Origin of the sequence: Citrobacter sp. CK195 (assembly GCF_030333365.1) — a bacterium.
In the GTDB taxonomy this organism is placed as follows: Bacteria; Pseudomonadota; Gammaproteobacteria; order Enterobacterales; family Enterobacteriaceae; genus Citrobacter_B; species Citrobacter_B koseri.
Window position 1 is genome coordinate 594,660 of record NZ_JAOWGB010000022.1, and the last position, 26,501, is coordinate 621,160.

Annotated in this window: 27 protein-coding genes; 6 read left to right on the forward strand and 21 right to left on the reverse strand. The window is 53.8% G+C overall.

The window, feature by feature from the left end:
- Positions 1-63: 63 nt before the first annotated feature.
- From OGX93_RS07695 to OGX93_RS07720, 6 genes are all read right to left on the reverse strand, one after another.
- Positions 64-630 carry a TetR/AcrR family transcriptional regulator gene (locus OGX93_RS07695; protein WP_049009383.1) on the reverse strand — a complete coding sequence of 189 codons (567 nt, stop codon included), beginning with the start codon at positions 628-630 and terminating at the stop codon, positions 64-66.
- Positions 631-818: 188 nt separating this feature from the next.
- The gene (locus tag OGX93_RS07700; RefSeq protein WP_012133660.1) at positions 819-1,712 is read right to left on the reverse strand and encodes a MurR/RpiR family transcriptional regulator; all 894 of its coding nucleotides are present in this window, start codon (positions 1,710-1,712) and stop codon (positions 819-821) included.
- 2 nt (positions 1,713-1,714) lie between these two features.
- Positions 1,715-2,662: an iron-siderophore ABC transporter substrate-binding protein gene (locus OGX93_RS07705; protein WP_012133661.1), complete on the reverse strand. Its 948-nt coding sequence runs from the start codon at positions 2,660-2,662 to the stop codon at positions 1,715-1,717.
- A 15-nt stretch (positions 2,663-2,677) separates the two neighbouring features.
- A complete protein-coding gene (locus OGX93_RS07710; protein ID WP_047458603.1) occupies positions 2,678-3,730 on the reverse strand; it encodes a FecCD family ABC transporter permease in 1,053 nt (350 codons plus the stop codon).
- Positions 3,727-4,740, reverse strand: coding sequence for a FecCD family ABC transporter permease (locus OGX93_RS07715; RefSeq protein ID WP_012133663.1), 1,014 nt, complete (start codon positions 4,738-4,740; stop codon positions 3,727-3,729). The genes OGX93_RS07710 and OGX93_RS07715 overlap by 4 nt, the downstream gene beginning before the upstream one ends.
- Positions 4,737-5,564: an ABC transporter ATP-binding protein gene (locus OGX93_RS07720; protein WP_058668675.1), complete on the reverse strand. Its 828-nt coding sequence runs from the start codon at positions 5,562-5,564 to the stop codon at positions 4,737-4,739. Before OGX93_RS07720 ends, OGX93_RS07715 begins: the two co-directional genes overlap by 4 nt.
- Before the next feature lie 449 nt (positions 5,565-6,013).
- On the opposite strand from OGX93_RS07720, the gene OGX93_RS07725 reads away from it, so the two are divergent.
- The 4 genes from OGX93_RS07725 (at position 6,014) to mtr (ending at position 11,388) form a co-directional block, all read left to right on the forward strand.
- Positions 6,014-8,176 carry a TonB-dependent siderophore receptor gene (locus OGX93_RS07725; protein ID WP_286449394.1) on the forward strand — a complete coding sequence of 721 codons (2,163 nt, stop codon included), beginning with the start codon at positions 6,014-6,016 and terminating at the stop codon, positions 8,174-8,176.
- Positions 8,177-8,397: 221 nt separating this feature from the next.
- Positions 8,398-8,493: a tryptophanase leader peptide gene (gene tnaC / locus OGX93_RS07730; RefSeq protein ID WP_024130621.1), complete on the forward strand. Its 96-nt coding sequence runs from the start codon at positions 8,398-8,400 to the stop codon at positions 8,491-8,493.
- A 125-nt stretch (positions 8,494-8,618) separates the two neighbouring features.
- Complete coding sequence (tnaA, locus tag OGX93_RS07735; RefSeq protein ID WP_012133668.1) at positions 8,619-10,007, forward strand: tryptophanase; 1,389 nt, start codon at positions 8,619-8,621, stop codon at positions 10,005-10,007.
- Positions 10,008-10,143: 136 nt separating this feature from the next.
- A complete protein-coding gene (gene mtr, locus OGX93_RS07740) occupies positions 10,144-11,388 on the forward strand; it encodes a tryptophan permease (RefSeq protein WP_024130622.1) in 1,245 nt (414 codons plus the stop codon).
- A gap of 80 nt (positions 11,389-11,468) precedes the next feature.
- Here mtr and OGX93_RS07745 read toward each other — a convergent pair whose 3' ends face one another.
- From OGX93_RS07745 to OGX93_RS07805, 13 genes are all read right to left on the reverse strand, one after another.
- Positions 11,469-12,119 (reverse strand): hypothetical protein, encoded by a 651-nt coding sequence (locus tag OGX93_RS07745; protein WP_115591170.1) that lies wholly within the window; start codon positions 12,117-12,119, stop codon positions 11,469-11,471.
- On the reverse strand, positions 12,112-13,146 hold the full coding sequence (gene parM, locus OGX93_RS07750; protein WP_196491298.1) for a plasmid segregation protein ParM domain-containing protein: 1,035 nt from the start codon (positions 13,144-13,146) through the stop codon (positions 12,112-12,114). Before parM ends, OGX93_RS07745 begins: the two co-directional genes overlap by 8 nt.
- Positions 13,147-13,189: 43 nt before the next feature.
- Positions 13,190-14,002, reverse strand: a complete 813-nt coding sequence (locus OGX93_RS07755; RefSeq protein ID WP_353622163.1) for a C40 family peptidase — start codon at positions 14,000-14,002, stop codon at positions 13,190-13,192.
- A 16-nt stretch (positions 14,003-14,018) separates the two neighbouring features.
- Positions 14,019-14,966, reverse strand: coding sequence for a putative lateral flagellar export/assembly protein LafU (gene lafU / locus OGX93_RS07760; protein WP_104869027.1), 948 nt, complete (start codon positions 14,964-14,966; stop codon positions 14,019-14,021).
- Complete coding sequence (gene motA, locus OGX93_RS07765) at positions 14,966-15,829, reverse strand: flagellar motor stator protein MotA (protein ID WP_286449393.1); 864 nt, start codon at positions 15,827-15,829, stop codon at positions 14,966-14,968. The genes lafU and motA overlap by 1 nt, the downstream gene beginning before the upstream one ends.
- Before the next feature lie 7 nt (positions 15,830-15,836).
- Positions 15,837-16,532 (reverse strand): FliA/WhiG family RNA polymerase sigma factor, encoded by a 696-nt coding sequence (locus tag OGX93_RS07770; protein WP_012133675.1) that lies wholly within the window; start codon positions 16,530-16,532, stop codon positions 15,837-15,839.
- 19 nt (positions 16,533-16,551) lie between these two features.
- On the reverse strand, positions 16,552-17,022 hold the full coding sequence (locus OGX93_RS07775; protein ID WP_012133676.1) for a flagellar basal body-associated FliL family protein: 471 nt from the start codon (positions 17,020-17,022) through the stop codon (positions 16,552-16,554).
- A 13-nt stretch (positions 17,023-17,035) separates the two neighbouring features.
- Entirely contained in the window at positions 17,036-18,109 is a 1,074-nt protein-coding gene (locus OGX93_RS07780; protein WP_012133678.1) for a flagellar hook-length control protein FliK, read from the reverse strand.
- Positions 18,109-18,414 carry a hypothetical protein gene (locus tag OGX93_RS07785; RefSeq protein WP_012133679.1) on the reverse strand — a complete coding sequence of 102 codons (306 nt, stop codon included), beginning with the start codon at positions 18,412-18,414 and terminating at the stop codon, positions 18,109-18,111. The genes OGX93_RS07780 and OGX93_RS07785 overlap by 1 nt, the downstream gene beginning before the upstream one ends.
- The gene (gene fliS, locus OGX93_RS07790; RefSeq protein ID WP_012133681.1) at positions 18,411-18,803 is read right to left on the reverse strand and encodes a flagellar export chaperone FliS; all 393 of its coding nucleotides are present in this window, start codon (positions 18,801-18,803) and stop codon (positions 18,411-18,413) included. Before fliS ends, OGX93_RS07785 begins: the two co-directional genes overlap by 4 nt.
- Positions 18,804-18,825: 22 nt before the next feature.
- Positions 18,826-20,154: a flagellar filament capping protein FliD gene (gene fliD, locus OGX93_RS07795; protein ID WP_047458617.1), complete on the reverse strand. Its 1,329-nt coding sequence runs from the start codon at positions 20,152-20,154 to the stop codon at positions 18,826-18,828.
- A gap of 204 nt (positions 20,155-20,358) precedes the next feature.
- Positions 20,359-21,252, reverse strand: a complete 894-nt coding sequence (locus OGX93_RS07800) for a flagellin N-terminal helical domain-containing protein (protein ID WP_058668671.1) — start codon at positions 21,250-21,252, stop codon at positions 20,359-20,361.
- A 247-nt stretch (positions 21,253-21,499) separates the two neighbouring features.
- Positions 21,500-22,378, reverse strand: coding sequence for a flagellin N-terminal helical domain-containing protein (locus tag OGX93_RS07805; RefSeq protein WP_024130628.1), 879 nt, complete (start codon positions 22,376-22,378; stop codon positions 21,500-21,502).
- Positions 22,379-23,121: 743 nt separating this feature from the next.
- Here OGX93_RS07805 and OGX93_RS07810 point away from each other — a divergent pair.
- Together OGX93_RS07810 and OGX93_RS07815 are read left to right on the forward strand one after the other, a co-directional pair.
- Entirely contained in the window at positions 23,122-24,075 is a 954-nt protein-coding gene (locus tag OGX93_RS07810; protein ID WP_286449392.1) for a winged helix-turn-helix domain-containing protein, read from the forward strand.
- Positions 24,047-24,517 carry a hypothetical protein gene (locus OGX93_RS07815; protein WP_047458624.1) on the forward strand — a complete coding sequence of 157 codons (471 nt, stop codon included), beginning with the start codon at positions 24,047-24,049 and terminating at the stop codon, positions 24,515-24,517. The genes OGX93_RS07810 and OGX93_RS07815 overlap by 29 nt, the downstream gene beginning before the upstream one ends.
- A gap of 40 nt (positions 24,518-24,557) precedes the next feature.
- Here OGX93_RS07815 and OGX93_RS07820 read toward each other — a convergent pair whose 3' ends face one another.
- Together OGX93_RS07820 and flgL are read right to left on the reverse strand one after the other, a co-directional pair.
- A complete protein-coding gene (locus OGX93_RS07820; RefSeq protein ID WP_112002451.1) occupies positions 24,558-25,562 on the reverse strand; it encodes a hypothetical protein in 1,005 nt (334 codons plus the stop codon).
- Positions 25,563-25,567: 5 nt separating this feature from the next.
- On the reverse strand, positions 25,568-26,485 hold the full coding sequence (gene flgL / locus OGX93_RS07825; protein ID WP_071818870.1) for a flagellar hook-associated protein FlgL: 918 nt from the start codon (positions 26,483-26,485) through the stop codon (positions 25,568-25,570).
- Positions 26,486-26,501 lie beyond the last annotated feature (16 nt).

Consider the following 26,501-nt stretch of genomic DNA (forward strand, 5'->3'; position numbering starts at 1 on the left):
GCTATTTCTCACAACGACAATAAGGGAAATAATTTATTTCCCTTTGATTATTAGATTCTTTATTCAGCCATTCACAAGCATGGTAACGATATCCCGATATATCTCCTGTAACGCATCAGGGTCACTTTTTTGCGGCGTCAGGCGACGGTAAACCGCCCCTTCCATCATGGTTGCAATCACTTCAACACAGCAACGGATGCGGGCCTCGCTGAGTTGCGGACACGTTTTTCTCAGGTGCGCGCAAGCGTTGTCGAACATCCGCGCATCCGCCTCTTCGAGCATCGCGGCAACATGAGGATTGCGGGTCGATTCAGCCGCCATCTCCAGCATCAGCGCATCGTCATCCTCACTCAGCGTTTGCCGCCAGGCCAGGATTCCGGGGATACGCTCCGTCTGGGTTTTATCTTCTATCTGCGTGATGCGATAGTCGATAATACGGCGGATCATCTCTTCGATAATGGCATCTTTACTGGCGAAGTAGCGATAGATTTGCCCCACGCTGAGACGGGCTTCAGCAGCGATCTGCGACATGCTGGCGCCGTGAAATCCGCTTGCGCGAAAGCACTGGCGCGCGGCGTTGATGATCTCATCCTGTCGTTGTTTCTGGCGGATTTCCAGCTTGCTGCTCATCGCATCTCCTCGTCACCTCAAAAGTGAGAACGATCGTTCTCATTTTGGCTAATTATACGTCTCCTGCGCACATTGAAAAGGATTTTTTTGCTTATTATTTTCCTGCATTATTTGCCAGGAAAATAATGGAGAGATTATGGAGATTTAATGAAAAAAATCTGAAAATCAGATGGAGAGAATATTTAAATTTATTTCTTTGCCCCTGACTTTCCAATTCCCCGGTACAATTCATTGATGCGCTTAACGGACTTAATCGAACGCTGCGGGGCTGTCGAAGCGACAGACAACACGATCATTTCCAGGCAAACCAGCACCGTACCGTGCAACGGCATTTTCCCGTTCTCACCGCCGCGCGGCACATTGATCACCACATCCGCCTCCTTGCTAAAACGTGATTCCAGCGCATTGGTCAGTAAAATCACCGGCACGCCCAACCGCTTCGCCTCGCGGATGGTCGTCAACCCTTCGCGATGCGGCGATTTCTGCGCCATCATAATCAGCACATCCCCCCGCTGTAGCGCAATCAGCTGTTCCGCCAGGTTAATCCCGGTACGATTAAACGCCACCGACGGCAAGCCAATACGGCTGAGCAGACGCGCCGTGTAGTCCGCAAGTATCCCGGATGCGCCAATGCCAAATATCCCCACCTGACGCGCCTCCACCAACAGTGCGACCGCCTGCGCAATCGCGTAACGGTTTTGCGGCGTAGACAGCACGTCGCAGGTGCGCTGATGCCCTTGCAGAACAAAATCAATGCTCGAATTTACATCGCAGGAAAGCGTATTCACCGTGGTCGTCATTTTCTCTTCCGAGGTGATACCCGGGCCAAACCAGTGTTCGATGGTCTGTTTTAAATCGCGCAGCCCGGCAAACCCCAATGCCTGAATCGCCCGGACAACCGTCGCGTCAGAAGTTTGAGTGGCGGCCGCAATTTCTATCGCCGTAAATTCCAGTACCACTTCCCGGTTCTCATGGATATAACGCGCCACCGCCTGCATCCTCGGCGAAAGCAGATGCGCCCGCGCCCGGAAGCGATCGCCGTAGACATCAATACGATTTTTCACTTTCTTCGCCGTCAGCATGGTTATTTCCCCTCCGGTAAGTGGCGCCCGGCAATATGCGACTGTACCTGTGCAACCATCAGGCTGAGTGATGCAAAGGAGTTCGAAATCGCCTCTTCACGGGAGATCAAAACGTAGTGCCCGCGCTGGCAGGCGGTAAGAAACTCGCACCAGCCCGGCAACACGGCATCCATCGCGGCAATTTCATCCTGCGGCTTACCACCGGTATCACCGCGCCAGGTGGCAAAAACAAAATCCGCGTCCATCTCTGGCAGACGCTCCGCGCTCACGTCAATCCGCCCTCCCGGCGGAATGCTGTCGATCAGTTTCGGGAAGGAAAACCCGGCATCGCGCAGGACGCGTCCTAACGAATGATAGGTGTGCAACGCATTGATTTTTCCCTGGTTTGCCTGAATGACTGACACCGTAATGTGTTGGGTATCCACCGTGTGTTTCAACCGGTCAATCTCTTCCCGGTAGCGACGCTCCAGGATAGCCAGTCGCGCCTGAGTTCCGGTAAGCTGCGCGAGCTTGCGGTAAATTTCCGGCGCACCGCCGTCGAGATGATCAATGCTCACCGTCGGGGCGATTTTCTCCAGTTGTTCGATGGGCGTATGGCGACTCGGCTCGGTGATGATCAAATCGGGTTTCGCGGCGACAATCGCTTCAATATCAATGTCTGCCGTACCAATAAACTTTATTGTCGAATGATCAAAATCGACGCCGGTCAGCAGCGCGCCCGAACGCAGGAAATGGCTGCCGTCAGGACGCGTTCTGCCGTGGCTGGCGACCGGCGGAACGCCCAGCTCAATCAGCGGAATGGTGATATCAAGATCGTGTAGCGACACAATGCGCTGCGGATGCAGCGGCACGTTCACCACGCGTCCGAGATCGTCGGTAAAAGGCCGGGTGGCAACCTCTGCCTGTACAGAGCACCCCAGCAGCAGCAACAGCGAAAAAAGTAAACGCATACACCCTCTTAAAAATTACAAACGATCCCGACGACGCCAGAGCAACAGTAAAAAGAAAGGGCCGCCGACCAGCGCAATCACGATCCCCGCCGGTATTTGCAGCGGCGCAAAGGCCAGACGCCCGATGGTATCCGTGAGCAGCACCAGCAGAGCGCCAATGAGCGCACTGCCCCACAGCAGCGCCATTTGCCCTCCGCGCAGGCAAAAACGCGCCATATGCGGCGCCATCAGGCCGACAAACCCCAGGCTGCCCACGCAGGAGACGCTGGCGGCGGTCAGAAAGACCGGCGCCATAAAACGCAGCAGCGCCAGATGAGACAGACGCACCCCGAGCCCGGTCGCGGTGTGATTACCCAGCAGCGCCACATCCGATGCTCTCGCCGTCGCAAACAGCAGAACAGCCGCAGGCAACGCCCACCCCAGCGCCACCCACAGCAACGGCCAGGTGGCGGCGTGCAGGCTTCCGGCCAGCCAGACCAGCGCCGTTTGCACATCGCGGACATCGGCTGTCGTCATAAAAACGCCCATTCCCGCAGCAAAGAACCATGAGACGCCAATGCCGATCAGCACAAATCGCGGGCGGGAGAAATCACGGGCCAGCAGCATGACCAGCGCGGCGACCAGTAATCCGCCAGCAATACCCGCCAGCGGTCGCCAGACCAGGCTGACCGACGGGAAGAGCAGCACTAACGCCAGTACCACCACGCTACTCCCCTCTTTCACGCCGATAAGACCGGGGTCAGCCAGGCCGTTACGGGTAATCGACTGCATCGCCGCGCCAGCCAGCCCCAGCATTGCTCCACACAGCAGCGCCATCAGCAAACGCGGAAGACGGACATCCCAGACAACATACTGCTGCTGCTCCGTTAACGCCTGCGGAGAGAACAACGCACGCCCGATGGCGGAAGCCGGAACGGGAAGCGACCCCTGCAACACGCCCGAAACCAGCAGTACGGCGGCCAGCGTGGCAAACCCCAGCACACACCACACCGTTTTCAGCCGGACAAGGCGTGAGAATTTTCCCACCCGCCATGCGCGCAGCCCGGCACGCGCCAGAACAACGCTCATTTAAGAAATCTCGACGCAATGAAAATAAACACCGGCGCGCCGACCAGCGCGGTCATCACTCCTGTAGCCAGCTCCTGCGGGGCAAGCAGGGTTCGGGCAACGATATCCGCCAGTAGCAGCACTGCCGCCCCCAGCAGCGCCGCCAGCGGGAGCATCTGGCGAATGTCTTCCGTCACCAGACGTCTGATGACGCCCGGAACCAACAGCCCGATAAAACCCAGCGGCCCGGCGACGGATACCGCCGCGCCGCACAGCAGCGCAATGGCGATCATCGCCATCAGACGAATGCGCAGAATATTAACGCCCAACCCACAGGCCATCCGGTCGCCTAGCGCCAGAATATTCAGCCCCGGCGCTATCGCTACCGCCAGTACGACGCCAACCAGCGACGGCAGGAGAGCCTGGCGTACTTTTTCCCAACTCATCCCCGCGAGATCGCCCACCAGCCAGGTGCGCATCGCCAGCAACGTCTGCTCATCCAGAATAAGGATTGCCGCCGTGAGCGACGACACCATCGCCGACAGCGCCACGCCGCAGAGCGTGACCTTCAGCGGCGTCAGTCCGCCACGCCCGGCGGAAGAGAGCGCCATCACCAGCGAAAAGAGTGCCGCTGCGCCCCCTGCCGCAACCAGTGACTGACTGAGCCCCGCGACGCCCAGCGCGGTACACAGCACCACGGAGAACGCGGCCCCCGCATTCAGCCCCAGAATGTGCGGTTCGCCCAGCGGGTTGCGAATCAATGCCTGTAACAGAACGCCGGCTACGCCCAAAGCCGCGCCAACCAGCATGGCCGCAGCCATACGCAACAGACGCAGAGAGATAACGATTCGGTGATCAAAGTTTTTGGCATCGAAGTGAAATAACGCCTGAATGACGGTCTGCGGACTGACGGCACGCGCCCCGACGCCCAGATGAATCACCGCCAGCATAAACAGCAGCAGTAGCAAGACAGGAAGCGCCAGCAGAAATCGACCACGACGGCGGCCTGATGCGATGACCATAGCCGTCATTCTTCCGCTCCAGCCTTGGCACGAAACGGCATGAAGAATGGCTTTCCGGTCAACGGATTCACCGACATCTGCACATCGACGTCAAACACCGATTTGATCAGCTCCGGCGTACAGTGCTCTCCTTCATGTACGATCCCCTCCAGCCGTCCCTGTCTGAGAAAGACCAGCATATCGCCGTAATTCACCGCGAAATTGAGATCATGTAACACCACCACCACGGTACGACCATGATGGCGGGTCAGGGAGTGCAGAAGCTCAAGGATCTCTACCTGATAACGCAGATCGAGAAAGGTTGTAGGCTCATCCAGCAAAATAAACGGCGTTTGCTGCGCCAGCGCCATCGCAATCCAGCACCGCTGGCGCTGCCCGCCGGAGAGACTCTCTACCGGCAAATGGGCGAAGTCGGTTGTTCCGGTGAGCTGTAACGCCTGCTCTACGGCCTGTGCGTCATCATCGGTCCATTGCTGGAGAAAATTCTGCCAGGGAAAACGCCCGCGCGAAACCAGTTCAAAAACCGTTAATCCCTCCGGCACCAGCGGGGATTGCGGCAGGATGCCAAGCTGACGCGAAACCGCTTTGGTCGGCTGTTGATGAATCGCTTTACCATCAAGCAGCACGCTGCCGCCCAACGGCTTCAGCATTCGGGCAATCGTACTTAATAAGGTGGATTTGCCTGAGCCGTTCGCCCCGGCCAGCACCGTCATTTTACCTTGCGGGATAGTGAGGCAGACGTCATGCACGATGGCGTGCTGACGATAGCCAGCAGAAAGCTGTTTCAGCTCAATGCCCGTTCTGTGGGCGGTGTTTTCCACATGCTGTGGCATGTTCACTCCTGCGCCGTCGCAGCCTGGCAAAGCCAGCGCGCGCAGCCTTTCAAATAAAAATAAAACTCATTCTCTTTAAGATCTTGCTGGGTTGCGCTGTAGTAGTCAAGCAATTACGCCCTGTAGTTACCTCACCGTACGCACGCAACAAAAACGCCGCAGAAAAAGACGAACAAAATTATAAAAACAGATAAATATCAATAAATTAAAAATTATCTTCCCGCAATAACACTACGGTTTTATGACGTTAACCCTGCTGTAGTTTCTTTTTCATTTTTACGTTTACTACTACAAACGCCCATGATTGAATGATTCTCAATTACACATCTGACGCCGTTTACGTTGGTTAAAAGATGGATAAAACGCATGGCTAGCAAGCCGGGCAATGAACTGGATAAACCTGTTTCCCCTCCCGTTTTTGGCAGGGTATTTTGCGGAATAAATAAAAGATGGCTAAGTTAACTCCTTATTTTTCTGGGATGAAAGGGCGAGCGCTGTGCTCCGCTCTGTTTTTGGGTATCACGACGACTCCTGCGGTCATGGCGGCGGAAAAAGAAAACTCGCCGCTCAAAAATGAAGAGACGATGACCGTGCGTGCAGACGCCTCTTCTGCCGATCAGGCCGTCACGTCAGGTTATCAACCGCTGAGTTCGTCCACCGCCACGCTGACGTCGATGCCGCTGCTGGATATCCCGCAGGTGGTCAATACCGTCAGCGACAAAGTGCTGGAAGATCAGCACGCCACAACCCTCGATGAAGCGCTGTATAACGTCAGCAACGTCGTGCAAACCAACACGCTGGGCGGAACGCAGGATGCGTTTGTTCGCCGTGGTTTCGGCGCGAATCGTGATGGTTCCGTGATGACCAACGGCCTTAAAACCGTATTGCCGCGCAGTTTCAACGCGGCCACGTCGCGGGTGGAAGTGCTGAAAGGCCCGGCCTCCACGCTGTACGGTATTCTCGATCCCGGCGGCCTGATTAACGTCGTGACCAAACGTCCGCAAACGCAATTTGGCGGCTCGATTTCCGCCACCTCCTCCAGCTTCGGCGGCGGCACAGGCCAGTTTGACATCACCGGGCCGATTGAAGGCACCCAACTGGCGTATCGCCTGATCGGTGAGTATCAGCACGAGGACTACTGGCGCAACTATGGTACTAACCAAAGCAGCTTCATCTCCCCTTCCCTGACCTGGTTTGGCGACAACGCGACGGTCAGCGTGCTCTATTCGCACCGTAATTACAAAGCCCCGTTCGATCGCGGCACCATTTTCGATCTCAATACCAAACAGCCGGTTAACGTGGATCGGAAAACCCGCTTTGATGAGAAATTCAATATCACCGATGGCGAATCGGATCTGGCGCAGCTCAATGCCGAATATCGCTTCAACAGCGCGTGGACGGCGAAATTTGATTACAGCTTCAGCCAAGATAAATACAGCGATAACCAGGCTCGCGTGATGGCTTATGATTCCGCTACCGGGAACCTGACCCGCCGCGTGGATGCGACGCAAGGCTCCACCCAACGGATGCACGCGACCCGCGCCGATTTACAAGGAAACGTGGATATCGCTGGTTTCTATAACGAGATCCTGACCGGCGTCTCTTATGAGAATTACGATCTGCTGCGCACGGATATGATTCGCTGTAAGAACGTGAAAGGCTTTAATATTTACAATCCGGTCTACGGTACGCTCGGCAAATGCACCAGCGTCTCGGCCTCCGACAGCGACCAGACGATTAAGCAGGAGAGCTATTCCGCTTACGTACAGGATGCGCTGTATCTGACCGATAAATGGATCGCCGTCGCCGGGATGCGCTATCAGTACTACACCGAATATGCCGGGAAGGGCCGCCCGTTCAACGTCAACACCGACAGCACGGATCAGCAGTGGGTGCCGAAATTCGGCATGGTCTATAAGCTGACCCCTTCTGTGTCGCTGTTCGGCAACGTATCGCGCGCCTTTATGCCGCAATACTCCATTGCCAGCTACATTGGCGATCTGCCGCCGGAAACCTCTACCGCCTATGAAGTGGGGGCGAAATTCGATCTCTTTGACGGCATCACCGCCAATATCGCCCTGTTCAATATTGATAAGCGCAACGTGCTGTACAACGAAATCGTGGATGGCGAAACCGTGGCGAAAACCGCAGGGCGCGTACGCTCACAAGGGGTGGAAGTGGATGTCGCGGGCTCGCTGACGCCCAATACCAATATCATCGCCAGCTACGGTTATACCGCAGCGAAAGTCACGGAAGATCCCGATTACAAAGGGAAACCACTGCCTAACGTACCGCGTCATACCGGTTCATTGTTCCTGACCTATGACATTCACAACGCCTTTATGGGCAATACGCTGACCATTGGCGGCGGCGGACATGGCGTAAGCCGTCGTTCCGCCACCAACGGCGCGGACTATTATCTGCCTGGTTATTTTGTGGCCGATGCCTTTGCAGCCTATAAGATGAAACTGCAATACCCGGTGACTCTGCAACTCAACGTGAAAAACGTGTTTGATAAAACGTATTACACCTCATCCATTGCCACCAATAATCTGGGTAATCAGATTGGCGACCCGCGTGAAGTTCAGTTCACGGTAAAAATGGAGTTCTGATCCTTCTCGTCCAAATACCCTGTCAATTCTGGCAGGGTATTCCCGCTATTCCCTCACATTAAGATGAATAAACTCACACCGCCCAATGAACGCAAAAATGCGCGCCTCATCAACTTTCTTAACTGAACTGTATCAGATTTAACATTTTGTGATTTTTATCGCGGATAAATTTTAATCTTCCGCTATTTTTAAATTCCCTTTCTCTCATGGAGGACGATGTAATGAAACACAAATCGTTTTATCGCCTCATTGCCGCAGGCGGTCTGCACTTCTGGTATAACCTCGATCCGCGTATTTCTAACGACTTTCCGCGTTAATTCTCCTTAGCCGTTCAACATCAATAAAAAATTAACTGAACACTACGTTTGGTCGGTATTTCTTGCGCCTGTTAAAGGCACAAAAATAACGTTCACGTAGCGCGACATGCTATTGGAGAAATAATATGAAACGTATTCCTGAGCCGTTCCGCATTAAAATGGTAGAAAACATTCGTATGACCACCTGGGACGACCGTGTTAAAGCGCTTGAAGAAGCGGGATATAACCCTTTTCTGCTCAGAAGCGATGATGTATATATCGACCTGTTGACCGACTCCGGCACTGGCGCAATGAGCGATCGTCAATGGTCAGGCCTGATGATGGGCGATGAAGCCTACGCCGGCTCACGCAACTATTACCATCTGTGCGACAAAGTAAAAGAGCTGATCGGCTACCCATTTACGATCCCAACGCACCAGGGACGCGGCGCCGAGCAAATCCTGTTTCCCTGCCTGATTGCCCGCCGCAACGCCGAAAAACCGGTCTTTATTTCCAACTTCCACTTTGATACGACCGCCGCCCATGTCGAATTAAACGGCGCGAAAGCCATCAACGTGGTGACGCCAAAAGCGTTCGACACCACCTCATGGTACGACTGGAAAGGCAACTTTGATATCGACCTGCTCAACGCCACTATCGCGGAACATGGCGCAGAAAACGTCGCGGCGATTATCACCACCGTCACCTGCAACAGCTCAGGCGGCCAGCCGGTTTCCATCGCCAATATGCGCGAGGTGTATCAAATAGCGAAGCGGCACAATATTCCGGTGGTCATCGACTCCGCCCGCTTCTGCGAAAACGCCTGGTTTATTAAACAGCGCGAAGAGGGATACGCAGATAAAACGGTGAAAGAGATCGTCCGTGAGATGTACCAGTATGGGGATATGCTGACCATGTCGGCGAAGAAAGATCCGATGGTCAATATCGGCGGGCTGTGCTGCTTCCGTGATGATGAAGATCTGTTCAACGACGTGCGCATTCGCTGCGTGCCGATGGAAGGGTTTGTCACTTACGGCGGGCTGGCGGGGCGCGATATGGAAGCGCTGGCGATCGGCCTCGAAGAAGGGATGAATGAAGATTTCCTCGCCTATCGAATTAACCAGGTGGAATACCTGGGCGAACGGCTGCGCGAAGGGGGGATTCCAATCCAGTATCCAACCGGGGGCCACGCGGTATTTGTCGATGCGAAGCTGCTGCTGCCGCACATTCCGGCAGAACAGTTCCCGGCTCATGCGCTGAATAACGAACTGTACCTGGAAGCCGGGATTCGCAGCGTAGAAATTGGCTCTCTGCTGCTTGGGCGCGATCCGGCCACTGGCAAACAAAAACCGTCGCCAATGGAGTTGCTGCGTCTGACGATCCCCCGCCGGGTCTACACCAACGATCACATGGACTATATCGCGGATGCGTTAATCGCCGTAAAAGCCCGCGCCGCATCGATCAAAGGGCTGACTTTCACCTATGAACCGCCGGTGCTGCGCCACTTTGTGGCCCGGCTGAAACCGGTGAAATAACGTTCTGATACGCGCTCCCCTGCGGGAGCGCGATTCCGCTATTTAATACGATATTCAACGCATTCAGGCATGAGAAAAGCGGGATCGCCCTTTTCTCTGCACAATGACGGGCATAGCCACGCGAGGAAAACGCACTATGGCTACATTATCGGTCGCAAATAAAGCGCCGTCGCTGATCGGCGGGGCAATGATTATCGGTGGAACCATTATTGGCGCGGGCATGTTTTCTCTCCCGGTGGTGATGTCTGGCGCCTGGTTTTTCTGGTCACTGCTGGCATTAATTTTTACCTGGTTTTGTATGCTGCATTCCGGGTTAATGATCCTGGAAGCAAACCTGAATTATCATATTGGCGCCAGCTTCGACACGATTACCAAAGACCTGCTGGGAAATCGCTGGAATATTATTAACGGTCTGACCGTCGCGTTCGTGCTGTATATTCTGACTTACGCCTATATTTCCGCCAGCGGTTCGGTTATTCACCATACCTTTGCACAAATGGGGATCGTCTTTCCGGCCAGGCTCGGCGGGTTATTATTCGCCCTGGCGGTGGCGTTTATTGTCTGGCTAAGCACCCGGGCGGTGAGCCGTATGACAACCATTGTGCTGGGCGCTAAAATTCTCACCTTCTTTATGACGTTTGGCGGTTTGCTCTGGCACGTCCAGCCGACGATTTTACTCAATACCGCTGAAGTCAGCCCCAGCTACCTGCCCTACGTCCTGATGACGTTGCCGTTCTGTCTCGCCTCATTTGGTTATCACGGCAACGTGCCCAGTCTGATGAAATATTACGGCAAAGATCCGTTGACCATCCGCCGCTGCCTGCTGCTGGGAACGTTGATGGCGCTGGTGCTGTATATCATCTGGCTGGTCGGTACGATGGGGAATATTCCGCGTCCGGCGTTTATTGAGATCGCCGAAAAAGGCGGCAATATCGACGTGCTGGTACAGACGCTGAGCGGTTTGCTGAACAGCTCAACGCTCGATCTGCTGCTGACCGTCTTCTCCAACTTTGCCGTCGCCAGTTCGTTCCTCGGCGTTACGCTGGGATTATTTGATTACCTCGCCGATCTCTTCAGGTTCGACGACTCGCCAAAAGGACGTTTCAAAACTGCGCTGGTCACGTTTCTGCCGCCCATCACCGGCGGCTTAATCTGGCCAAATGGGTTTATCTACGCCATCGGTTTTGCCGGGCTGGCCGCCACCGTCTGGGCGGCGATTGTCCCGGCGCTGCTGGCGCGCGCATCGCGCAAACGCTTTAACAGCCCGCACTATCGGGTATGGGGAGGCAACGCGATGATCGTCCTGATTTTATGCTTTGGGGCAGCTAACGCGCTTATCCATATTCTATCCAGCATTAACCTTCTGCCGGTATACCGGTAGTACGCCATGCGCGGCGGCATAAAATAAAAAGGGAACCGCCGGGTTCCCTTTTCAACACTGGTGACGCGCCGGGCGAAAGTCTAAAAGATCCCTTTCTGACGCACTTTACTCATCTTCTGCGTTGGCGCGTCTACGGTACTGAGATCGACTTCTTCAGCATTTACGGATTTAGCCGGTTCCGCCGCTGACGTGCGCCCCGTCACGCGCAGCTGTTGCAACAGCAGATGCTGCTGTTCCAGCAAGACTTTGAGCTGGGCGACCTCTTCACGCAGTTTTGCCGTCTCCTCATGCTGCGTGTTATCCGATGGCGCTGCGGCGACCTGCTGTTTTTGCAGGGTCTGCGCCATCAGCGTACGCATTTGCGCCAGCTGCTGTTCGCTGAAGTCTTTCTCTTTTTCTTCATCGCCATCGCCGGTCATGAGGGCGACGGGCAGTAAATTGCTCTCCTGCAATTCCGCGCAAAGGGATTCGAGGCTCAAACCTTCCCGGCTCAGGGATTCTGCAACATGGCTGCACAATTGCGGGTTGAGAAGATGCAATTGCAGGCCGGACAGATAGATATTGCGATGAAACTGGCGGATCTCCATGTTGGCGTCATTGACGTCGCTCCCGTCCCGCTGCACTGCGCCATACCATTTTTTTAGTTGCAGCATCGCGCGCAAATCCGCGCGCGATCGCTCTGGCGACAAATGCAATGAGAGGTTAACACGGCGGATCTGCCTGTTACTCATCGTCGCCTACCTCAACCATTTGCGGCGAATCAATCTGCTCAACGCCTGACTCAGCATGGTACAGGCAGATCTCGCGAGAGAGCGCGCTTTGCGGGTTGTCGAGCGTCACCACGCGTTCGCCGAGCGTCGAATAGGCCTGACGCAGAGCGGATTCGATCAGATGCGCGCCGCCGCCGACCAGATAAACGCGGTTAGGGTTCTTAGCGAATTTCTTCGCTTCATAAGCCACCTGATCGCCAAGCTCCTGAATCTTGATCTCGATCCGTTCAAGGATCTCGTCAATCCGCGATTCATCGTTGATGACGCTTCTGACAAAATCCAGATCGTTGCGACGCTTGATCAGCTCGTTCGCCACCAGATAGCTGGAGTCGCTGTCCGCCGCCGCCAGTAATTTACGCGTGGCGTCCGTCACCATCGCCACGCCGATTTCGTTGTTGCCGTAAATTGCGGAAACATCGTCAAACTCGCCGACAATCACCCCCATGTCCAGCGTTGTCCCGCCGCAGTCGATGACCAGCGACTTGGTGAATTCATTCACGTTGGAGTTAAGCAGATGCGACAGCGCCGCAGGCAGGCTCTCCGGCATAACATGCACATCAACGATACGGAACAGCTCGCCTTTATTCAGCGAGATCTCACGCATCAGGTTGCGACGTTTCGCTTCGATGCGCTCATCGTTACGCTGGCAATCGTCCGGCTTGTAGAATTGCGTAATCGGCAGTGTGACGATAACTTCAACGTCACGCGGCGTCAGGCCGGTTTGCAGCAGCGCATGATGAACCGCCAGCAGATTCAAATCATCATACTGGTATTCGATGTGCGTCGTGGAAAGCGCTTTATCCGAGGTCGCATCATAGGTGTATTTCGTGGTGCCGATGGTGTAGTTGTATACCGACTGACCACGCAGCAGCGCCGCGCTTTTCCAGTCCTTACGGAAGGAGTTCGGCGAAACAACGGTCTTCAGCGTACCGTTTTCAATCCAGCTAATTTTCACATTGGTTGAGCCATCATCAATGGCGAATTTCATACGTGTTGCGGTCATGGGTTTTAACTCAATCTAAGGGTCATTTTTACAGCATCGCCTCTTCCGTCAGAATGCGGCGAGCGCCGAGGTAATGCGATTGCCAGAAATCATCTGAAAGCTGGCTAATGCGGATATTTAGCCCGCTACGCGGGGCCTCAATAAACTCATCGTTTCCAAGGTAGACGCCAACATGGTCGGCGCCCGGTCGCTGGTTAATGTTAAAAAACACCAGATCGCCGCGACGGAGTTTATCTACGCGAATATGTTTAAGAGTGGGGTCCTGATACATGCCGTTTGCCGTGCGGGGTAGCTTGCGCTCCAGCACATGATTGAAGGCGTAGAAAACCAGGCCACTGCAATCAAATCCTTCCAGCGGATTTTTACCGCCCCAGACATAGGGCTTACCTAACTGGTCTTCCAGACGCTTGATGACGGTATGTAATCGGGACGCCAGTTTCGGGCTGATGCGCCCCGTTTTGTCCTTCCCTTTGCGCGCCTGACTCCACAGCATGTCGGAGCCGCCCAGGCTACCGGGCTGCCAGCGGGCATGCATTGCCAGCATCTCGCGGTTTTTAGTGCGGTCAGCCAGTTTTTTCGCCGTTTCCCGCTGCTTTTGTTCCGGCGTTAACGGTACGACGGCAGTCCGTTTTTTCACTTTCGCCATCAGCCGCTCGCGATTTTTTTTCCGCATCTGCAACGCGTTTTCCTGCTGCGTCATACCCGCTTCTACAGGCTTCGGCTTTGCGATGCTGTAGCCCGTCGGCATCAGCAATAACAGGATGAGAGAAAAAAAAGGTACCTGGCGGCACAGAACATGCCGGGCAGGTACAAAACGGACAGAACGGATGAAACGTTTCACAGCAATAACGATCTGATTAATGGTTTTTCGTCAGTTTATCGGTCAGCGGTTTAATGACTTTTTCGCCATGCTGCCCAAAGAACTGGTACAGAGAATCACTGGCGGAATGCGTCAGCACCATAATTTCAATGCGGCGGTTCGCGGAACTCAGCGGATGTTGCGGGTCAAGCAACATCTGATCCGCCATGCCGCTCACTTGCAGAATTTTGCTTTGATCCAGCCCCCCGGTGGTCAGAACCGCTCGCGCCTGCATGGCGCGTTCGCCGGACAAGTTCCAGTTGTTATAAAGCACCTGATCGCGAAAACGCGTGGCATCGGTATGGCCGGTGATGATGATCTTGTTGTCAATCTTGTTCAGTTCCGGCGCGAACTCCGTCAGTAAGCGTTTGAAAAACGGCGTCAGGATTGCGCTACTGCGCTGGAACATCTCGCGTTTTTGATCGTCCGAGACCAGAATACGCAGCCCCTGCGGCACAATTTCCATTTTCAGGTTGGCTTGCGCATCGTACGTCGAGGTGATTTTCATGATAATGCGCGCCAGATCTTCAATCTCATTACGCGAGCGGGCGTTCACGTCGTCCAGGCTTTCCGTCTGTTTCGCCTGCTGAGCAATCTGCTTCTCCGCATCGGTCAACGGTTTTGACGACTCTGCCGTTTTCGACGGTTTAGGCGTTTTCGGATGACGACTGTCAATCAGCGAAAGCTGCCCACCCTGCCCCTCTTTTTGCGTAATGGGCGTTAATGAGTTGCCTTCAAAGACCGACTCGCCATTAAGCATGGAGACAATCTCTTTACGTTCTTCTTCCGTTACCGCGCCCATGATCCACAGCACCATAAACAGCGCCATCATTGCCAGCGTGAAGTCTGCGAAGGCCACTTTCCAGGCGCCGCCATGAAATTCATCATGGCTTTTACGCGAGGAGCGTTTGATGATCGTGGTATGTTCTTTGCTGCGGTTACGCATCAGGCATCACCCATCATCTGGTTTACCCAACCGTCCAGCGTCGCGAATGTCGGTTTCGTGTCCATCGGCAGCATTTTGCGCCCGGCATCGACCGCCAGCAGCGTCGGCTTACCGGCAACGTGGTTCACCAGTACGGTACGCACGCACTCCAGCACCGAGATTTGCTTTTTGGTGCGTTGCTCCATGGCGTTCGCCACCGGGTCCATCAGGCAGTAACAGAAGAATACGCCGAGGAAGGTTCCCACCAGAGCGGCCGCAACCTTCACACCAATGACCGCAATCGAGCCGTCAATGGATTGCATGGTAATGATGATGCCAAGTACCGCCGCGCAGATGCCGAATCCAGGCATCGCTTCCGCAGTACGTTGCAAAGAGCGGGACGGTTGCAGAAGGTTCTCTTCCATTGCCACCAGTTCCTGTTCGAGAATCCCTTCCAGCTCGTGCTCGTTGATTTTCCCCATCGCCATCAGGCGGAAGTTATCGGAGATGAACGTCACCAGCGCTTTGTCGTGCAGCATGAGGGGGTATTTCTGGAATAACGCGCTGTTTTCCGGTGCTTCGATATGCTCATCCAGCACCTTCAGGCCGCCGTCCTGCACCAGTTCCAGCAGTTCATACAGCAGCATCAGCAGCTGGCGCTGATACTCATCGGTATATTCGTTTTTGCGCATAATGCCGCGAAACTGACGGTACATTTCGCTCAGCACCCCTTTGGGGTTCGCCAGTACCATCGCCCCCAGTCCCGCGCCAAGAATAATGATGATTTCACCCGGCTGCCAGAATGAGGCGAGGTGTCCGCCTGACAAAATAAAGCCGCCGACAACACACCCCATGATGATGAGAATACCTAAGAATTTCTGCATAAACCTTTCACTTCTGGAAAAAAGACTGAATTTTTTGCGCAATGATTTTATTGAGCTGACATACCCTGGCCTCGGTTAAATTGAGGACCAGCGCAATTTCCTTCAGGCTCATTTCATGCTGGTAATAGAGCGTGAGAATAAGTTGCTCACGCTCATCAAGACTCGCCAACGCGTTGCGTAGCGTTCTGCTGACGATGATCTCTTCTTCAAGCGGACGGCTATCCAGCGCCCCCGCATATACGTCATTACCCAGAAGATCGTCGAGACTCTCCAGCGTTTTGGCGCAATCGAGTAAGAGATATTCCTGATACTCTTCAGCCGTAATGGAAAGATGGTGGCTGATATCCTCAAAGCTGGGCGTACGCCCCAGCTGACGCGCAATCTCGCGGATTGCGTCATTGAGCTTATGCGTTTTCTGTCGCAAACGACGCGGACGCCAGTCAAGCAACCGCAGCTCATCCAGTACCGCGCCGCGAACGCGTTGTATGGCATAAGCGGCAAACTGCTCATCAGGATGACCGTAACGGCGCAACGAGGTTAATAACCCCATTAGCGCGATCTGTTCCATATCATCCCGATCAATAACGCTACTGGTCTGGTAAGCGAGTTGCTTCACCACTTTGTTGACGAGCGGCAGATACGTGCTGACATAGCGCGCTTCATCCGCAGGCGTCAGCGTTTCACTTGCGATAAAATCCATCATGTCCAATACGGCTTATCAATCACTGGAAGACCATTTTGCTGATGATGACGTCATCAAAGGGGACGTCCATCTTCAGGCTGTCAAATCTGGCGGCATAGGCGGCTTTGAGTTTGTCGTGCAGGTTGCTGACGCTTAGCGCACGCACGGCGTCATAGTCCATTTCAGAAAACAAATTGACGGTCGCCCCGCGAATCGCAGGGATCATGTCTTGCGCCGTCCGCGCGTTTTCCGCGCTCATGGTCGCCAGGTTCAGTTCCAGCATCAGATAACGCTCCGCATTACCTTTCCCTTTCAGGGTGATGAGGATGTTTTTAATTTCCACGAACTCCACCTGTTGCGGCGTGGAGGATTTAAATAAGCTCGTCAACGGATTGCTCTCCGATGCCGTGTCCGCGCGAAGTAGCCAGGTGCCGGCAACGGTTAAACATGCCGTCAGTAAAGCGGTAACCAAAGCGATCGCCAGCCCAAAGGAGATTGTTTTTGCGTTCATAAATGTCTTTTTGTTAAACGGTCAGTAATACCGAATCATCTTCACGGCGGGTGCTTTCTGATTCCGGCAGACCTGCCGCGATCTCATCTCCCGCCTGAATGATGGCGTGTTGTTGTGCGAACTGCTGTTCTTTGCCCTGCTGCTGCCCTGACTGAGAGGAGACCTGCACGTTTACCTGAACAAAGTTCTGTTCGGTCAGGCTCTGGCGCAGATCGTTGCTCGTTTGCTGAAGCGCACGATAGACCTCAGCATGGCTGGCGTTGATTTGTACCTGTACGCGCCCGTTATCAAGCTGCAACGAGATGTCGATCTTGCCCATTTCAGGCGGATCGAGACGGATAGTGGCGTGCTGGATCTGGTTCTTCACCTGAAGTTGCAGACGATCGCCCAACGCGCTTTGCAACTGCTGCGTCCAGCGGGAGGTTTCCGTATCAAGTTTTAATGTCGAGGTATGCGCAGACATTGCATCAGGCGTTACCGCCGCCGTTGGCGTCGTGGAGACAACGGAGACCGGCTGCGCATTCACTGTCGGCGTCGCCACAGCGACTGCGGTCATAAGCTGCGGCGTAATGTGCTGCAACCCTGCGGTTGGCGTCTGCGGCGACTCGGTCGCAGGCGTTACGTTAACCCCTGCCGCCAGCGTCGGGCGCAGCGTTGGCGATAACGCCCCCTTCTCCTGCAACTGTCCCGCCAGTAACGGCTGCGTCTGCAACGTCAGCGCATTCATCTCGTTTTGCGAACGACCCGCGTAGCTGACGGGTTTAACCGGCATCTGCCCGGTCATCAACAGCGCCTGCAACAGCTGCTGTTGCGCATCGTCTTTCAACGGAGAGGCATCCTTCTGATGCCGATCGCCCGTATCGTCCTCGTCCTGCACGCTCACCGGCTGCGCGCTGACGGTAATCCCCAGGGCATTTTTGCCCTGCCCGCCCATCAGCGTGCTGACAACATTCATCAACGCATCGTTGAATCCTGGCTGCGTCTGCCCGGCAGATGACTGAGCGCCGCTCTGCCCGGCGATCGTCTCCGCCTGCATCGGCAAACCGGAAGCGTGCCCCGCATTTTGAGAAAGATTGAGAATATCCATTACCCCATATCCTCTGCGTCCATAAACGCGGCATACGCCGTCGCACCTTCACGATTGCGCATGGCGAGCGCCATTTTGTTCGCAATAATGTCGCTCTGCCCCTGACAGTAATCGCGCACCTGACGGTGAATCTCCCGCAGTTCGTCCAGGGCTTTGCTGTCTGCCGCGTCCAGGGGTTTACCCCGGACAGCGGTAAGCAATTCAGCAATCTTCAGGTCAACATTCCGTACGGCAGACCAGTTATGGTCGGCTGCGGCCTGGCGTAACGCCTGCATCAGCGTTCGCATCGTCAACGCATAGCTCATGTTCCCTGACCCATTTTTTCCCAGCCGTCCTGAATATTGCCGAGGATAACTTCCACCTCTTCAATATTTTCGACAGACAGCTTGTGGCTGGCGTCATAGAGACGGTAAACGCAGTAGTCATAAAGATTCGCCAGACTTAATGCCAGCTCGCCGCCTTTTTCAAAATCCAGCGCGCTGGTCAGCGCGTTCAGGATGTCGATGCATTTATTAATGCTTTGCGCCTTACGTTCGTAGCGACGCGCCGCAATATGGCTTTTCGCGCGTACCAGTTCGTCCATCAGGCCATTGAACAACATCAGCACTAACTGATGCGGATTCGCTGCTGCGGCCTGAATCGCCAGGTCAGATTGGTGATAGAGGCCGAAGCCTTCCTGCTCGTTACCGTACATTGAAAGTTAAATTCCCTAAGAATTAGCTAAACATACTCATGGTGTTATTCATCTGCGTCATGATCGACTGTAACTGCGTGAACTGCTTCAGGTAGCGGTTATAGGAGGACTCATAACGCGTGTTCATTTTTTCGGTTTTGGTGTCGATGTCGCGCTGCTGTCTGTCGAGCGTTTCCTGGCGACCTTTTAATAAACCGGTGCTGGTGTTCAGGTATTTATCCAGCGATTTATCCATCGCTTTAATCAGCCCGTTATTCCCGTTGAAGAAATCAGCGACCGATTGCGGATTTGATTTCAGTTGCTCATTGAGCGTGTCGGCGTCGATCGACAGCTTGCCGTCTTTGTCGGCAGTAATGCCGAACTTCGTCATGTTCTGATCGCCGAAGGTGCCGCGCAGCATGTTGCTCAGATCGTTGGTTAACGAGGAGATACTGGCATCACCGGCAAACGCGCCGCGCGAATCAGAGCTGCTGCCGGTCGCCGTCAGCCCGGAGATGGTGTCCTGCAACGTGTTATAGGCATCGATAAAGGCCTGGATTTGCTCCTTTGTCCCCGTGGCATCCGTGTCGACTGAAATAACCAGCGGCTTGTTGGCTTCGGTGGTGCCGGTCAGTTTGATCGAAACGCCGTCTACCAGGTTATCCAGGGTATTGGAGCTGCTGGAGTAAACGGTGCTGGAATCGCCAACGGTGAATTTGGCATCTTTACCGGCGGTAATCACATTCTCGCCATTAAAGATATCCTGACCGTTGGTCATGCCGCTGGTATCCAGCTGAATATCGTATTTCTCGCCGCTCTGATCGCTGCTCATCATCAGCGTCACCTTGCCATCAATACGCATCAGCGAAGCGGTAACGCCGTTCTGACCGTCGTCAGAGGTCGCGGTGTCAGACGCGCTCGGGAAATCCGCATTATTGATGGCGTCGGCAAAATCAGCGAGGCTGTCTAAATCATCCATCTCAATTTCAAGGCTCTCGCCGTTGAGATTGATCTTCAGCGTACCGCTGGCGTTTTTAATCGCCTCATCATCAAGCCCGTCAAACCCTTTCTGCTGCGCAGAAGCCAGTTGGGTGACGTTCAGGCTGTATGTCCCTTTACGGGCAGACGCGCTGGCGGTGATGGTCGCGATCCCTTCCTGGTTCATGGTCGCGGTATTTTTCAGCACGCTGGTGCTGGAGGAATTCAGCCCGGTGATTGCCGAACGGAAATCCGACAGGGCGGTACGCAGCGAGGAAAGCGCTTTTTTCTGCGCTTCCAGCGTGGAAGTCTGTGATTTCAGCGAGGTTTGCAGCGCAAGAATGTCATAGCCTGCCAACTGTGTGGCCAGTGTCGTTGGATCAAAATCAGACATAGTGGGTTTCTCCGGGCACGCGCGCCGCTTTCAACATACAGTAGATAAAGCAACTATCGTGCCAATTTTTTAGTAAGTGTTTATCAATGAGTTACGTAAGAGGAGGAATGTCCCCTTCCGCAATTTCCGGCAGAAGGAAGCGCATTGCCGGATACAAAAACACCGCCATACAGCGGTGTTTTAGGGGCAGATATCCGCGAAGGATTAACCCAGCAGAGACATCACCATGCTGGACATGCTGTTGGACTGTTTCAGCATGGACATGCTGGTTTGCGCCAGCATCTGGTTACGGGTCATAGAGGAGGCTTCGCTGGCGAAGTCCGCATCCTGAATGTTGCTCAGCGCCAGATCGGTGTTGTCTTTCATGTTCGCCAGGTTAGCCGCGGTGTGGCCCAGGCGGTTAATGCTCGCCCCCATTTTGGAACGCACGGCGCCGACGTCATTCAGCGTGGTTTCCAGGTTGTTCATCAGATCTTTCGCGCCGGCAGCGTCAGTAATGTTGATGCCGCTGGCCGAGTAGTAGCTGCTGCCTGTATCGCTAATCGTGCCAAAACCGCCGCTGGCATCAATCAGCGAGTCGGTGCCAGAACCTTTCAGCTCTTTAGACAGATCAACCTGCATGGTTTCATCGGTGGAAGAGCCAATCTGGAAGTTCATCGCTTCGCCAAACTTACCGGAAGCGCCGAACAGTTTGTCACCTGCATAGGAGGTGTTATTCATGATGTTCTGCAACTCAGAGTTCAGGTCGTTCAGTTCGGCGTTGATGGCATCGCGGTCTTTGGTGGTGTTGGTGTCGTTCGCTGCCTGGGTGGCAAGGTCTTTCATGCGGTACATGATGTTGCTCACTTCGTCGAACGCACCTTCGGAGGTCTGTAGCAGCGCAGTGGCATCAGAGATGTTGCGCTGTGCAACGGCCATGCCGTTGGTCTGGCCCTGCAAACGGGTGGCAATCTGTAGACCCGCCGCATCGTCCGCTGCGGAGTTAATACGCTTGCCAGTACCCAGACGTTCCATTGCGGTGGACAGCAGATTGTTGGATTTATTCAGGGCATTGGTGGATGCCATGGAAGAAGCGCTGGTGAAAATAGAAAGCGACATAGATATTCCTTATTCATTCAGGTCATTCATTCGTTGTACTGACTCAAAACGACACATCCATTTCGAAAATTAAATCCGACGACGTTCGAATGACCATTTTTCAGGCAACCCGGGGAAAAAATGGCGAAGAAAGACGGCAAAAAGGAGCTGCACTGCAACAGCAGACACAAAAAAAGCCGCACCCCGTGCAGGATGCAGCGTCATAAGAACACATCGCCTGCCTTTCCAGGCAAGCGGCGGCTTACTGTTAACCCAGCAGAGACATCACCATGCTGGACATGCTGTTGGACTGTTTCAGCATGGACATGCTGGTCTGCGCCAGCATCTGGTTACGCGTCATGGAGGAGGCTTCGCTGGCGAAGTCCGCATCCTGAATATTGCTCAGCGCCAGATCGGTGTTGTCTTTCATGTTTGCCAGGTTGGCCGCGGTGTGGCCCAGACGGTTAATGCTCGCACCCATTTTGGAGCGCACGGCACCGACGTCATTCAGCGCCGTTTCCAGAGAGTTCATCATCGCCGTAGCGTCGGAGGCGCTCCCGATGTTGATACCGGAAGCGGTATTGTTCCAGTCACCGATACCCGAGAAACCAGAAGCGCTAAACAGGCCACTCGCTGTACCGCCCAGTTCATCACCCAGGCTCACGGTCATGGTTTCTCCAGAGGAAGAACCAATCTGGAAGTTCAGGGAATCGGCAAATTTACCGCCGGTACCGAATAATTTATCGCCCGCATAAGACGTGTTGCCCATGATGTTTTTCAGTTCGGCATTCAGGTCGTTCATTTCAGCGTTGATGGCATCACGGTCTTTGGTGGTGTTGGTGTCGTTCGCTGCCTGGGTGGCGAGATCTTTCATGCGGTACATGATGTTGCTCACTTCGTCGAACGCGCCTTCTGCGGTTTGCAGCAATGCGGTGGCATCAGAGATGTTACGCTGCGCAACGGCCATGCCGTTGGTCTGACCCTGAAGGCGAGTGGCAATCTGCAAGCCCGCCGCATCGTCCGCTGCGGAGTTGATGCGTTTGCCGGTGCCCAGACGCTCCATTGCGGTAGACAGCAGATTGTTGGATTTATTCAGGGCATTGGTGGATGCCATAGAAGAAGCACTGGTGAAAATCGAAAGCGACATAATATATTTCTCCTTGGATTACCTGTCTGTTTTATCAGGTTCTTGTCGTTGCTGACTGATAAAAACGACCCACCACAACGAAAAATTAAATTCATTTAATGAAAATTTATTTAAAGATTTGTCACCCTCTTTTTTCAAGACGAAAAATATCCAATTAATTATTCTTATTATACCATCCTCAATAAACCACCTTTAGCCCGGCAATAAAACCAACCCCATAATTATTCAATCAGGCGACACAAACGATAAAAAAATTAACTCCGCTCCTTTATTTTTTCTTGTTTATTGTTTTAATCTGCCAAAAAATATACCCACACCCCATGAAAGGAGATTGATGAACACAAATTTTTCACATTCGCAGGGCCTGATTTTACATAAGGATCTTTTAACTATTTCGATTAACTTTTAATCAGAAGAATTAATAATAAGGCGAATCTTTCACTGCAAATGAGGTTGCACATCACATTTTTATCGCGTAAAAAGAGCGCCAGGAAAAGATGATTCCGCGATAATCAGAACAACAGCAGGCCGCTGGTGTCTTGTTTCTGAGTGCTGTTCAGGCTGAAAAACAAACTCAGTCATCGGCAAAAGCGCTTTTCGTTTCCTCACCTCCCGCAGGCAAGCGGCATTCATTAAGAATTTCAAATGGAATTAACAGATAGTCAACATCCGTGTTCAGGCTATATTTTCTTGCGATATTTAGCCGTTGCATTTACTGGGGTGGTATATCCATCGATGAATAAATGAATAAACGCTATTACTCCGTTAATAACTGGCTGGTTGATATCCCCTCGGGATCTATTCTCCATTTAACAACAGGGGAACGTAAACGTCTGGGAGAATATCAACTCAAGCTCCTTGAAACGCTCATGCAAGATGCGGGAAAGATCTTTACGCGTGAAGAACTCACCACGCTGGTCTGGGAACGCCGCGTCATCGGTAATAACAGTCTGCCCAATGCCATCCACGCGCTGCGTACGGCACTGGAAGACGACGGCAAAAAGCAAAAAATCATCAAAACCATCCCTAAAAAAGGGTATTTGCTTGAGCCTGATTATTGCTGCTTTATCGAAAAAGAAGAGAGCGAGGTTCGCGATCCCGAAGAAAATCATCTTCCGCTGGAAGAAAACGCCCCCTCCGATTTAGCCGGGGAATATGAGGTTGTCGACGAGACGTCACTTCCTGTCGCGGAACAAACGAACGATATCGTCCGCGTAACGCCGCCTGCAACGACCAGGCCAGTGAAAAAATCCATCCACTGGACCACCGTGTTTTTACTGCTCGCGCTGACGGCGATCGGCAGCATACTCTTTACCGGCTGGTACATGAAACTGAAAGGTCATGAACATCTGGTCGCCCAGGAGATACAGCCTAACGTTTACAGCAACATCAACCTGTATTCCATTGGGACGAGCAGCGAACCGTCTTATGACGCCAATAACTTGTATACCAAGCTGAAAGACACTTTTTATACCATTAATCAGCAGATCAAAATGCAGTCAGTCAGGATGAGCGTCTACTTTAGCATCACCAATTCATCGCTGAACTACACGTTCGCCCTTACCAGCCAGTGCGACAAAAAGCAGTTAGCGATGACGATTTATCACTGGCGTATCGATCCGACACGGCTGAACAACCTGATTATGCGTGAAACCCGGAGAAAACTGAATGAAATGGCAACATGCAAAGAAAGTTAATCTTGTGATTTTGTTGAGTATTTCCGTGCTTCTCGCCATCGCATTCGGCACCAGTGCCCTCACAGGCGGCGCAGAGCGCCCCAATACGGATGTGGAAGGGACTTTCCAGCTTGGTTTCTATGACCTGATGTCGCAGACGAAAGAAATTTATAATTCGCGGATGAAAACAACGAAAGGCACCATTCTGGCGACCATTACCAGCCCTGATGACAATCGTTTCGTACTAAAGGAAAAATTTACGCCGACGTCAGGGAAAAACGGCAAACTCTATTTTTACCTGACGCCCATCTACTACACCACCACGCACAAGGGGCTGATGATAGATGGTCTGGTCGATATGCTGATGAACACCAATTTCTGGATGGAGCCGCTGGCATTTAACGGGCAACCGTTAGTGGTAGGGCAAAGCGGGTCGATTTTTCTCTACCCCATCCAGCAGTAAGTCAAAACCGGAGGCGGAGGCCCGCTTCCGGTTACGATAATCACCCCAGCAAATTTTTTACCGTCGCCAGCCTGACGTTGGCCTGCGCGCCCAGCGCCCTGGAGAGGGTGCTGTAGCTGCTGGCGCTGCTCGCCAGCGCTTCCCCCAGGCCGCGCGCGGTTTCCCGGGCCTGCGCCGGGCTGTATACCGTCGCCATATCATTGATGCGCGACGCCACGCGCTCCTGCTGTTGACGAAGCCTGCTGCGCTGGGTGGTAATGTGCTCCAGCGTATTTTGCAGCTTTACCTGGCTTTCCCTTTCCCGACGCGTCGCCAGCGAAACAACCTCATCACTGCTTGCCGTTTCCGCCTGTGGCGTGAGCAACGTAAACGCATCAGCGGGGAAATGCCTGCCCTCTCCGCGCACGGTGAGCTGTTGGCTGACCCGCTCCCAACGGCTTTCATCCACGCTGAACATCAGTTGCCCGTTTGCCGTCTGACGCGCATGAATCCCCAGACGGCCCAGCCCCACATTCAACTGGGTCAACGTCTGACGCGGCGTCGCCTCTTCCGGCAACGAAATGGCGGTCATCTCACGCTGCCGCCCGCCCAGTGAAAATACCAGCGTTTCTCCCCCCGGCTGGCTGAGAAGCCTCTCACTGCCGGGAAGCGTAAAGTTAACCGTGCTTTTTTGCTCCAGCGACGCGGTCAGATGGCGATCGACAGTGCCGCCGGAAAGCTGCGTCCGACGCATCAAATGTTTTTGCAGCGTATTCGCCGGCTGCGTCGCATCGCCGCGAAGCGACGACTGACGCACCTGCAACAATTGTGTTTCCGTCTGCGCCAGATAGCTGTCAGCCTGCTGCACTGCCGTGAGTTGTTGATTTAGCTGTACGTTGTAGCGCATCGGACGGCGGGACAACAGCGCCGATTCGGGGAACGCATTGCGGGTCGCGGTGATTTCTGGCGCGTTGACGCGGCCGACCGTTTGCGGCGCATCAATGCTTCCGCGCCCGGTTGCGGGCGCGGAAGTCGTAAGGGACGTTGTTTTTAAACCTACCTGCATAACAATTACAACAGACTAAACAAGTTAAGCTGACTCACCATACTGTAAGCCTTATTAGTGATCTGCACCGACTGCGTATACAGTTGCAGGTTGATACTGGTGGTCGCCCAGTCCGTTTCGGACAGGTCCCGTACAACCTGATCGTTCGCAAGGCTGACATCGCTGTGCGCATCGCTGAGCAGCGTCAGGCGGTTCTGACGGCCGCCAAGATCGGTGAAGAGGCTGGAGATGTTATCGCTGGTATTTTGCGCGACACCGATCATCTCCTCCAGTTCGTCTTTATAGTCAGCGTAATTCGCGTTCGGGTCCTGCATTTTGTCGCTGAGCGCTTTCAATTTATTCAGCATCTCAAGGTCGTTTCCTGAACCGGAGAATGCCTGAGCAACCTGGGTGTTTTCCGTAATAGAGACGCCGTTCGCGACAATCGTTTCGCGGCTGCTGTCATTGCCGCCATACACATACTGCCCTTTAGCCTCGTCCCACGTTACCGTCTGGCTGTCGGTCTGCGTGCCGGAAAACAGATAGCTGCCGTTTTCATTTTTAGCGTTCAGGGTGGCGACCAGCGAATCCAGCATTGAAGAAAGCTCCATGCCGTAACCCGCCATATCTTTCTGGCTGAGCGTACTGTTATTCGCCAGCTTCAGCTTATCGCCGACCGCCAGCATCTGGTTACTGAGCGCGGTGATGTTCGACTCCTGAATCGACAGCGCGCCGCTCAGGCTGGAAATATTGCTCTGATACTGTTTAATCGCAGACTGCTCACGGTTCAGTTGCACCAGACGGCTTGCGGAAACAGGATCGTCAGACGGCACATTAATGCGCTTTTGCGTCGACATCTGCTCCATCAACTTACTGATACGCGTGCCGTTAACGCCTAATTGCGCCAGCATGGCATTTGAGTTGTAAAGACTACTAATACGCATAATTTAAATTCTCTGA

Excerpts from the sequence above, each read along its gene's own strand:
- OGX93_RS07695 (WP_049009383.1), bottom strand. The coding sequence starts at position 630 with ATGAGCAGCAAGCTGGAAATCCGCCAGAAACAACGACAGGATGAGATC.
- OGX93_RS07700 (WP_012133660.1), bottom strand. The coding sequence starts at position 1,712 with ATGCTGACGGCGAAGAAAGTGAAAAATCGTATTGATGTCTACGGCGAT.
- OGX93_RS07705 (WP_012133661.1), bottom strand. The coding sequence starts at position 2,662 with ATGCGTTTACTTTTTTCGCTGTTGCTGCTGCTGGGGTGCTCTGTACAG.
- OGX93_RS07710 (WP_047458603.1), bottom strand. The coding sequence starts at position 3,730 with ATGAGCGTTGTTCTGGCGCGTGCCGGGCTGCGCGCATGGCGGGTGGGA.
- OGX93_RS07715 (WP_012133663.1), bottom strand. The coding sequence starts at position 4,740 with ATGACGGCTATGGTCATCGCATCAGGCCGCCGTCGTGGTCGATTTCTG.
- OGX93_RS07720 (WP_058668675.1), bottom strand. The coding sequence starts at position 5,564 with ATGCCACAGCATGTGGAAAACACCGCCCACAGAACGGGCATTGAGCTG.
- OGX93_RS07725 (WP_286449394.1), top strand. The coding sequence starts at position 6,014 with ATGGCTAAGTTAACTCCTTATTTTTCTGGGATGAAAGGGCGAGCGCTG.
- tnaC (WP_024130621.1), top strand. The coding sequence starts at position 8,398 with ATGAAACACAAATCGTTTTATCGCCTCATTGCCGCAGGCGGTCTGCAC.
- tnaA (WP_012133668.1), top strand. The coding sequence starts at position 8,619 with ATGAAACGTATTCCTGAGCCGTTCCGCATTAAAATGGTAGAAAACATT.
- mtr (WP_024130622.1), top strand. The coding sequence starts at position 10,144 with ATGGCTACATTATCGGTCGCAAATAAAGCGCCGTCGCTGATCGGCGGG.
- OGX93_RS07745 (WP_115591170.1), bottom strand. The coding sequence starts at position 12,119 with ATGAGTAACAGGCAGATCCGCCGTGTTAACCTCTCATTGCATTTGTCG.
- parM (WP_196491298.1), bottom strand. The coding sequence starts at position 13,146 with ATGAAATTCGCCATTGATGATGGCTCAACCAATGTGAAAATTAGCTGG.
- lafU (WP_104869027.1), bottom strand. The coding sequence starts at position 14,966 with ATGCGTAACCGCAGCAAAGAACATACCACGATCATCAAACGCTCCTCG.
- motA (WP_286449393.1), bottom strand. The coding sequence starts at position 15,829 with ATGCAGAAATTCTTAGGTATTCTCATCATCATGGGGTGTGTTGTCGGC.
- OGX93_RS07770 (WP_012133675.1), bottom strand. The coding sequence starts at position 16,532 with ATGATGGATTTTATCGCAAGTGAAACGCTGACGCCTGCGGATGAAGCG.
- OGX93_RS07775 (WP_012133676.1), bottom strand. The coding sequence starts at position 17,022 with ATGAACGCAAAAACAATCTCCTTTGGGCTGGCGATCGCTTTGGTTACC.
- OGX93_RS07780 (WP_012133678.1), bottom strand. The coding sequence starts at position 18,109 with ATGGATATTCTCAATCTTTCTCAAAATGCGGGGCACGCTTCCGGTTTG.
- OGX93_RS07785 (WP_012133679.1), bottom strand. The coding sequence starts at position 18,414 with ATGAGCTATGCGTTGACGATGCGAACGCTGATGCAGGCGTTACGCCAG.
- fliS (WP_012133681.1), bottom strand. The coding sequence starts at position 18,803 with ATGTACGGTAACGAGCAGGAAGGCTTCGGCCTCTATCACCAATCTGAC.
- fliD (WP_047458617.1), bottom strand. The coding sequence starts at position 20,154 with ATGTCTGATTTTGATCCAACGACACTGGCCACACAGTTGGCAGGCTAT.
- OGX93_RS07800 (WP_058668671.1), bottom strand. The coding sequence starts at position 21,252 with ATGTCGCTTTCTATTTTCACCAGCGCTTCTTCCATGGCATCCACCAAT.
- OGX93_RS07805 (WP_024130628.1), bottom strand. The coding sequence starts at position 22,378 with ATGTCGCTTTCGATTTTCACCAGTGCTTCTTCTATGGCATCCACCAAT.
- OGX93_RS07810 (WP_286449392.1), top strand. The coding sequence starts at position 23,122 with ATGAATAAACGCTATTACTCCGTTAATAACTGGCTGGTTGATATCCCC.
- OGX93_RS07815 (WP_047458624.1), top strand. The coding sequence starts at position 24,047 with ATGAAATGGCAACATGCAAAGAAAGTTAATCTTGTGATTTTGTTGAGT.
- OGX93_RS07820 (WP_112002451.1), bottom strand. The coding sequence starts at position 25,562 with ATGCAGGTAGGTTTAAAAACAACGTCCCTTACGACTTCCGCGCCCGCA.
- flgL (WP_071818870.1), bottom strand. The coding sequence starts at position 26,485 with ATGCGTATTAGTAGTCTTTACAACTCAAATGCCATGCTGGCGCAATTA.